The sequence below is a fragment of the Williamsia sp. D3 genome (genome assembly GCF_000506245.1).
Classification (GTDB): domain Bacteria; phylum Actinomycetota; class Actinomycetes; order Mycobacteriales; family Mycobacteriaceae; genus Williamsia; species Williamsia muralis.
The window spans coordinates 21766-29838 of the sequence record NZ_AYTE01000009.1 but is presented as its reverse complement, the minus strand read 5'-3'; the positions used below and the strand labels follow the sequence as shown (position 1 = coordinate 29838).

Below are 8073 nucleotides of genomic sequence, written 5' to 3'. Positions count from 1 at the left end.
GTCCGGGCGAGATGCATGTGGAGGCCCTCATTTCGAGGTAGCGCACGTTGACACGAAATGACTCTGCGGTTAGCGTCGGAATCGATGAAAACGACGCGAAACTACGTCATGCGTTCGCGTGCCGAGTCCGCCGGTCTGACCCGGCGGCGGGCACTGGAGGCCACCGTCGCACTCGCCGGTGAGAAGCCGTTCGCAACGATTGTGCTCCCTGAGGTCGCCGCTCGCGCCGGCGTGAGTGTGCAGACCGTCCTGCGCCAATTCGGTAGCCGTGATGGTCTGCTAGATGCCGCCACCGAGTTCGTCGCCGAACAACTCCGATCACATCGATCCAGTCCCCCGGGCGACGTCCGGGCCGCTCTGGAGGTGCTGTTCGACCACTTCGACGATCACGGGGACGCGGTCATCATGCTCCTGGGTCAGGAGGGGTGGGACCGCCGCGCCGCCCAGCTCACCGAGTCCGAACGTCAGGCCCACCGCGCGTGGGTGAGTACCGTCTTCGCCCCACAGCTGGCCGAACGGTCGGTTGCGGTACGAACCGAGCTCATCGACATGCTGGTGGTGGCGACCGATGTGTACACCTGGAAGCTGCTGTGCCGCGACCGCACGTTGTCGAGGAGCACAGCGCAGCGCCGGGTATCTCGAATGGTGTCGGCGATACTCTCGGCTGCATAAGCTCAGGCCGTGCCGACGCCGACGCAGCCCGCCCGCATTCTGTTCGTGACCTTCGATGCGGGAGGGAACTTCCCGCCGGTCATCACGCTGGGGCGGGAGTTCGCCCGGCGAGGACACCACGTGACCGTTCTCGGCCACGCACAGCAGCGGCGCAAGGTCGAGGCCGCCGGGTTCGAGTTCATCGCATACTCGAATGCGCCGTCGTGGTCGTCAAGCAGGCACAAGAGCACTGCGTCCACGTTGTGGGGCTACCTCGCGCTCTTCACCACCCGGACTCTGGTCGATGACGCCGTCGCCGCCTCACGTGAGGCCGACCTGGCGGTTGTCGATTGCATGCTGTTGCCGGTGATGTCCGCGCTGAACGCTCTGCCACAGCCGACCATCGCCCTGTTCCACGCCTACTACGCCTACCTCGACGGGCCATGGCGCCGCGGACCCATCGGAGTGGTCGCCCGCCTGCGCGGCTTGAGTTCACGTCAAATCTGGGGTTCCACGGATCTGCAGGTGGTGGTCTCCGACCAGGCACTCGATCCTGCCGGACGCCACCACCGCGCAGCAGGCAACATCTTTTGGGCCGGGCCCGCCGAACCGGCCGCCAGACCCCTCACCCCGCGGACTCCCCCAACGGTGTTGGCCAGCTTGAGCACCACCTACTTCCCGGCCCAGCAACAGACCATGCAGAACATCCTCGACGCTGCTGCCACCCTGCCCATCCAGCTGATCGCCACCACCGGACCTGCCATCGACCCGTCCCGCTTGCGGGTGCCCGCCAACGCCGAGCTCCATGAGTACGTCCCGCATGCCGACGTCCTGCCGGATTGCGTCGCGGTCATCGGTCACGGCGGGCACTCGACAACATTCCAGGCCCTCGCCCACGGACTCCCACTCATCGTGATGCCGATGCACCCACTGTTGGACCAGCCGATGGTGGGTCGATCCGTGGCCAGAGCGGGTGCAGGCATGGTCCTGCGCAAAAAGGCGTCGGCCGCTCGTATCGCCTCGGCGTTGTCGCGCATCCTCGACGAGCCCGGCTATTCCACATCGGCGCAGGCGATCGGTGACCGCCTCGCGTCTGGCGACGGCACAACGCGAGCGGTAGATCGAATGCTCGCCGAGCTGCCGTGACTGTCGCCGTTCAAGTTGGCGTGCGTCGCAGACAAATTCGGGTCCCGAGTCACTCATCCGGCTCGGTCGAGCCCGGTGTCTCCATGTCGCTCCCCTCGCTCTGCTCATGGTCCGGAGACACCGACGGCAACGACGCCGGCGGTGAGGTAGACGACGGTGAGGTGGGTGACGGGGGCGGGGTCTCGGACGGCGTCGCCGACAGGATCGGAAGCGAGATCAGCCATCCAGCCGTGCCATTCGGTTGCCACAGCACAGGCGCGACGGGATCGGAGACCTCGAAGATCACCCAGCCGTTGGCAGTTCGGCCTGGAGTCAACGTGGAAAGCGTTTGCCCGAGAGATCCACACGGTTGACCCCAGCTCGAGATCGGCGTGCCAGAACCGCTGTCCTGACTGAATTGAGATGACTCCACACCATCCAGCGCGTACTCACCGGTGTGCGTGGACGGGGTCACCGTCATCCGCACCGCGACGGTCACCGCGGGAGAAGTGTTGCAGCTCTGATCAATCAGCACCTCGTCGATCCGCGCTACGCCCAAGTCAGCACCATCCGTGCCGACAAGGGCAAACTCCTCCCCGGGTGACGGGGTGATGGGTCCGTCCGGGACCATCAGCGGCGGTGCCGGCTCTTCGGTGTCGGCCGCACCTTCCGGCGGCGGTCTCACCGGCAAGGCCTCAGCCGTGTCGGATGTGGTTGTGGTCGAGCCTGTTTCGTCAGGTGAGGGCGTGCTGGTCGGCGTACCGGCCGGGCTCGGATCAGCAGTTGAAGTGGGGTCAGTACCACCGCACTCGGCGGTTCCGTCATCCACTGGCGCGTCGTTGTCAGCGTCCACAGCGGGCGGGGCAGGCGTGGTGGTCGGGGTACTCGTCTCCGTCACCCTGGTCGTCGTTGTGTCGGGAACAGCCACCTCCTCGTCCCCGGCAGGCACAACTGCCGGACACGTGGCCTGCGCGGCCTGGCGCGAACTCAGCGCCGACGGGGCGCTCAGCGGCGGGGGCTGACCTGCGGTGCCGCATTCGGCGCGGGCGAGGACAACGTTGCGCAGATTCACCTCAGGCGTCGACAGAAAGACGTACGGCTGGGTCCACGTCATGATCAGCTCCGACCGGATGGAGGTCGCAGTCTGATCGACTTTCCACACGATCGAGAGCTGACGCGCCGGTCCCTCGCCCGAGCTGGTCTGCCCGGGCTGAGTGGGAACGGCTACGGATTCCCAGACCACCGCCGAGTGCCGAAACCTCACTGTCCCTGTGGGGCTGGGCGCAAGCAGCTGTCCTGGACGACACGACACCGACACCTTCACCGGGTTGACCACCCCTAGAAGATCACCGAGAGCAGCGCCGAAGTAGGTGAGGTACAGACTCGATGTTGTTGTGGCTGCGCTCGACGTGGCGTCAGCAGGCGCGGGCGCGCACTGTGCCCCGGCAGCGTGGCGCACACATTGCGAGGAGGTCAGACTGAAGTCCACACTGCCCGGCCAACCCCCGTAGGTCGGGGTTTGTGGGGACGTATGGCTCGACCTCGTGGGAGCCGCCATGGATTGTTCGCCACCGGCAAACGTGGTCACCGTGCCCAGCCATCCACGGTCGGGGCGCTCGATGGTGCCGGCTCCCGCTGATGCCCGTGCCCACCCTGTGGGGACGTATGCAGGGTCGACACCGAATGTGCTTGCACCCCAAACCTTGTCTCCCCAGGCGGCCAGGGTCCGATCGGCGAACGCCCCGGTCAACGCGGATGCGCCAACGACCGCCAGGAACGCCAGTGCCGCCACCCCGATGAGACGTCGGCGGTGCCGCTGCCCAGCGTCTCTGTTGCCGAGCGCCTTGCTGTGATGGCCACCCACTGTTCAGGCCTCGATCCGAGAATGGGCGCCTGCACCACGTTCGGGCACTGCTATTCGGCCGTCGGGAACGCCGTCATCGGGATCGACGTCGTCCTCGCTCTGTCGGGGCCAGAAGGCCCAGAGCACCAGCAACGCAGCGCCAATTGTGATCGCCAGTAGGACAAACGGATTCGACAGCCAGATGACACCCTTGGCAAGACCCGGTACCGACCACAGGACCTTGCGTACCTCCTTGACCTGATAGCCACCCGGGTCGTCGAATGAATTGGCATCACCACGCATTTCGAGCATCGTTGTGCCGTCGGCACCCGGCGAGGTCTTGATCACCCGGTGCGTGATCGGCAACTGACCAGGTCGTTTGACGGTGACCACGTCGCCCACGTCCACAGACGCAGCCGGCACCGTCTGCACGACGGCCAGCGATCCCGCCGGGATGGATGGGGCCATCGACCCGGTCTTGAACATGATGAGCGAGACGTTGAACACCACGGCCAGGACAACCATCACGATGCACGCGAGCCCGCCCACCGCGAGCAGGTTCATGATCACACTGCTGACGACCGACAGCGCCGATCGCCGTCTCGGTGCTGAGGGATGCTCGGCGTGGGCGACCGGATCAGCATGAAACATCAATGACTCCTATAGATTTCCGGACTTCACGACGCGAAAGCGCAAGAGACCAGGGCTACCGGGCCGCCGGGGCTCGCCATGAACCACTGGCCCGGCGGCCGGCAGATGCCTACGGTTCGACGCTGGTTGCCTTGAACTCCCAGAGAACCTGCCCTGTTGTCGACGTATCGAGCAGCGCCGCGTCGGCCGGCAGCGTCACAGTGAAACAGAAGTGCCGCGGGGTCATGTCGCCGTTGAGGATGATCGGGGTGCTTCCGCCGGCCGTCGCCACGCTTCCACCTGCCGGCCAGCCTGCGGGCGTGGTACCCGCGACGCTGCAGCTGGCGGCCTCGGTGACGGTGAGTTCGAGTTCCCCGGCCAACGCGGACGTGTTGCCCGACGGAGCGAGGGTCACCGATGCATTCAATGCCGATGCCGCCGGCCCGACCCGCAGCGACACCGGGGCTTTGACCGATTCACCGGGCGTGAGGCTCGTGGCATCGGCCAGCGGGAATGTAAAGGTGCCGGCCGTCGGTCCCGTTGCGAACTCACCCCAGCTGGTGCCACCGTTGAAGCTGCCCTGAACGTTCCACTTGTCGGTGGCGAACTCGCTCTGGCCCCAGACAGAATCACTCCAGGCCGCAAGTGTCACCGCCGCTCCCACGCCGAGTACCAAACCCGCCGCAAGAATCGCTCGGATCTTGCGGCGATTACGTTTTGTGACCGTCAAACTCATAATTGAACCTCGCCTACACAAAAGGGCCAGCCAGTCCGACCCGCTTGCCCCGAGTATGAAAGTAAGGAGCCAAAAAGTTTCGCGAAATGCGATTTTTATCTTCGATTTCCGAAAGCAGTGAGCGCATTCTTTCCGCGTCATTACCCGAACACATCAATTGGAAAGTGTGCGAGTCCATCAAGAGGCATGGCGTCAATTAGGCCAGTGCAGCCGTGGCTGACATGCAGTTATCGGACCGCTGGCGAAGTCAGACGCCCATCTCAGACAAACAATGGGCGGACTTGGACCACTAACGCTCAGGCCGAGGCATAAAGGCGGCGACCGTTCGCCCGAAGGTTCAGCGCAACAAGGTTCAGCGGCAATTTCTGAACGTGACGATCATATCGACCGGTCTACGAATTACCCGACACTACTAGTCGACATTGATCGAATAGTCATTTGTGTCGATCCCATCTCCAGCGGTGGCGATCAGCGCTCGAGGTCGGCGTAGGCCGTCTCGGCGTGCTCGGAGAAGTCGACCCCTTCTCGTTCATCTTTCGCCGACACCCTGAACCCGATGGTCCAATCGATGACTTTTCCGATTCCGAACGAGACTGCGAATGTGTATACGGCCACTGCCAGAATGGCGACCACTTGTTTACCCAGCAGCGCCAATCCGCCGCCATAAAAAAAGTCCTTCGACATCGGACGTCATCATCGAGGTCGCGAAGAGCCCGATGAGGAAGGTGCCGACAACGCCGCCGGTGAAGTGCACGCCAACAACGTCCAATGAATCGTCGTAGCCGAACTTGAACTTCCACAACACCACGTAGGCACACACGATTCCGGCTGCGAGGCCGACAACGGCCGCGCCGAGGGGACCCACCGATCCGCACGACGGCGTGATCGCCACCAGGCCGGCGACAATGCCCGACGCAGCGCCAAAACTGGTCGGGTGCCCATCACGATTGGTCTCGACCACAAGCCAGCCGACCATTCCCAGGCCGCCCGCGATCAAGGTGTTGAGCAGGACGGCCGCGGCCATGCCGTCGGCCGCGAGCGCGGAGCCGGCATTGAAGCCGAACCATCCGAACCACAACAGTCCCGCGCCGAGCAGCACAAAAGGCAGATTGTGCGGGCGCATCGTGTCGTGGCGGAATCCCAGGCGGGGCCCCAAGACGAGTGCGAGTGCCAGCGCCGAGGCACCCGAGGTCACCTCCACCACCAGACCGCCCGCGAAGTCGAGCGCCCCTAGCTCGGCGATCCAGCCGCCGGGCCCCCAGACCCAGTGCGCCACAGGCGCATAGACCAGCAGTGTCCAGATCGGTACGAATACGATCCAGGCGACGAAGCGGGCACGGTCGGCGATGGCCCCACTGATCAGTGCCGCGGTGATCACGGCGAACGTCAGCTGAAACGTCACGAACAACAAGGTCGGGATGGACCCGTGCACCGACTCCGGACCGATCCCGGCCAGCCCGAACGACTCCACGCCACCGATGAGGCCGAACCCCGCGTCGTCGGAGAACGCCAGGCTGTAGCCGGCGACCAGCCACGCGACCGCGACCAACGGGATCGCGATGAAGCTCATCATCATCATGTTCAGCACGCTAAAGCTGCGCACCATGCCCCCGTAGAACAGCGCCAGCGCCGGAGTCATCAGAAGAACCATCGCGGTCGAGACAAGTACCAGCGCAGTGGCAGCACCATCGAGCTCGGGCACAGGAGCCCTCCGTGTTCTGTGAAGAGGTGAGTGGTTGTGCTCGAAGGACAATAACCGGCACCCGATTCGTCCCGACGGGCCGTGGCGAATCTGCCCGGAGGTATCGAATCGACAACACGCCCACACCGATCGCCGGACTTCGGTAGCTTCGTTGCGACAGTCCTTTCCCGGGCCCACAGGCCACGAGTCGAACAAGGGCGGACCGCGACAATGAGCATCCCGATGACTGCGGGCGCCAACACTGCGTTGCAGGCCGCCGAAGTCCGCATCGAGGTCGGGGTGAGCGGACGGCAGCTCGACGTGTCGGCGCTGTTGGTGGCCCCGTCGGGCAAGGTGCGCAGCGACGCCGACCTGATCTTCTTCAACGCGCCCGTCGGGCCGGGGCTGCGTCACATGCCCGGTACTGCGCACGGTCCCGATGCAGTCTGCATCACTCTGGCCGCCGTTCCGTCGGCCATCGACAAGGTGGTGATCACGGCCAGCCTCGATCCCCCCGCCACCACGTTCGCCGGGACGAATCCACATGCCCGCGTCATCGATGCGGCGAACGGTGACACGCTCGCCACGTTCGACCCGGCAAATCTCTCCGGCGAGACCGCCCTGATCGTCTTCGAGGTCTATCGGCGCGGCGGCGGATGGAAGCTGCGTGCGGTCGGGCAGGGCTACGCAGATGGATTGGCCGGGATCGCAACAGATTTCGGTATCAGCGTGGACGACCCGGCCGAGACTGCGCCGACGGTGGAGCCGGTGGCGGTTCCCGCCTTCCCGGTGGCGACCCCCACCAACCCGGCGAACCATCGGCCGAACCTCGACAAAGGTCACGTGGTCCTCGAAAAACGCCAGTCGGTGGTGCTGACGAAGTTCGGCAAGCCACTGCAGAGCAAGGTCCGGATGGGACTCGGGTGGGATCCGGTCGCAGGCAAAGGCCGGATCGATCTCGACGCGTCGTGTATCGCCTTCGATGCGAATCGGAAGGTCGTGGCGACCTGCTGGTTCTTGAAATTGTCGATACTCGATGGGGCGGTGGCACATTCGGGTGACAACCTGACCGGCGCAGGTGAGGGCGACGACGAGGTGATCTCGGTGGACCTTGGGCGGTTGCCCCATTCGGTCACCGGCCTGGTGTTCACCGTGAACTCCTTCTCGGGCCAGCGATTCTCCGACGTCGGGCGGGCCTTCTGCAGGCTCGTCGATCACGGGAGCGGCCAGGAGATGGTTCGATTCGAACTCTCCGACTCAGGCCCCACCACCGGGGTACTGATGTGCAAGATGGTTCGTGAACCATCTGGCTGGGTGATGACCGCGCTGGGCGAATACGCCGACGGGAAAACCGTGCGCAAGATGAAAAAGCCCGCCGCCGCGGCACTCTGAAGGATCACATCGTCT

General features: G+C 64.7%; 6 protein-coding genes and 1 pseudogene. 3 read left to right on the top strand and 4 right to left on the bottom strand.

Annotated elements, in window-relative coordinates; genetic code table 11:
- The first annotated feature begins 84 nt into the window (after window positions 1-84).
- Window positions 85-672, top strand: coding sequence for a TetR/AcrR family transcriptional regulator (locus W823_RS56350; protein ID WP_161633976.1), 588 nt, complete (start codon window positions 85-87; stop codon window positions 670-672).
- Window positions 673-681: 9 nt separating this feature from the next.
- Window positions 682-1797: a glycosyltransferase gene (locus W823_RS36515; protein WP_038252434.1), complete on the top strand. Its 1116-nt coding sequence runs from the start codon at window positions 682-684 to the stop codon at window positions 1795-1797.
- Between the two features lie 49 nt (window positions 1798-1846).
- On the opposite strand, the gene W823_RS36510 is transcribed toward W823_RS36515, so the two are convergent.
- The 4 genes and pseudogenes from W823_RS36510 to W823_RS36500 all read right to left on the bottom strand — a co-directional run bounded on the left by W823_RS36510 (window position 1847) and on the right by W823_RS36500 (window position 6636).
- Entirely contained in the window at window positions 1847-3640 is a 1794-nt protein-coding gene (locus tag W823_RS36510) for a hypothetical protein (protein ID WP_038252431.1), read from the bottom strand.
- 3 nt (window positions 3641-3643) lie between these two features.
- Complete coding sequence (locus W823_RS0128160) at window positions 3644-4270, bottom strand: signal peptidase I (RefSeq protein WP_023955730.1); 627 nt, start codon at window positions 4268-4270, stop codon at window positions 3644-3646.
- Between the two features lie 109 nt (window positions 4271-4379).
- Window positions 4380-4985: a SipW-dependent-type signal peptide-containing protein gene (locus tag W823_RS36505; protein ID WP_023955728.1), complete on the bottom strand. Its 606-nt coding sequence runs from the start codon at window positions 4983-4985 to the stop codon at window positions 4380-4382.
- 468 nt (window positions 4986-5453) lie between these two features.
- A pseudogene (locus tag W823_RS36500) lies at window positions 5454-6636 on the bottom strand (ammonium transporter).
- Window positions 6637-6897: 261 nt separating this feature from the next.
- On the opposite strand from W823_RS36500, the gene W823_RS36495 reads away from it, so the two are divergent.
- A complete protein-coding gene (locus W823_RS36495; RefSeq protein WP_023955726.1) occupies window positions 6898-8058 on the top strand; it encodes a TerD family protein in 1161 nt (386 codons plus the stop codon).
- The last annotated feature ends 15 nt before the right edge of the window (window positions 8059-8073 follow it).

What these genes read in the sequence shown, in the direction of transcription:
- W823_RS0128160 (WP_023955730.1), bottom strand. Translation starts at nt 4,270, where the DNA reads ATGTTTCATGCTGATCCGGTCGCCCACGCCGAGCATCCCTCAGCACCG.
- W823_RS56350 (WP_161633976.1), top strand. Translation starts at nt 85, where the DNA reads ATGAAAACGACGCGAAACTACGTCATGCGTTCGCGTGCCGAGTCCGCC.
- W823_RS36505 (WP_023955728.1), bottom strand. Translation starts at nt 4,985, where the DNA reads ATGAGTTTGACGGTCACAAAACGTAATCGCCGCAAGATCCGAGCGATT.
- W823_RS36495 (WP_023955726.1), top strand. Translation starts at nt 6,898, where the DNA reads ATGAGCATCCCGATGACTGCGGGCGCCAACACTGCGTTGCAGGCCGCC.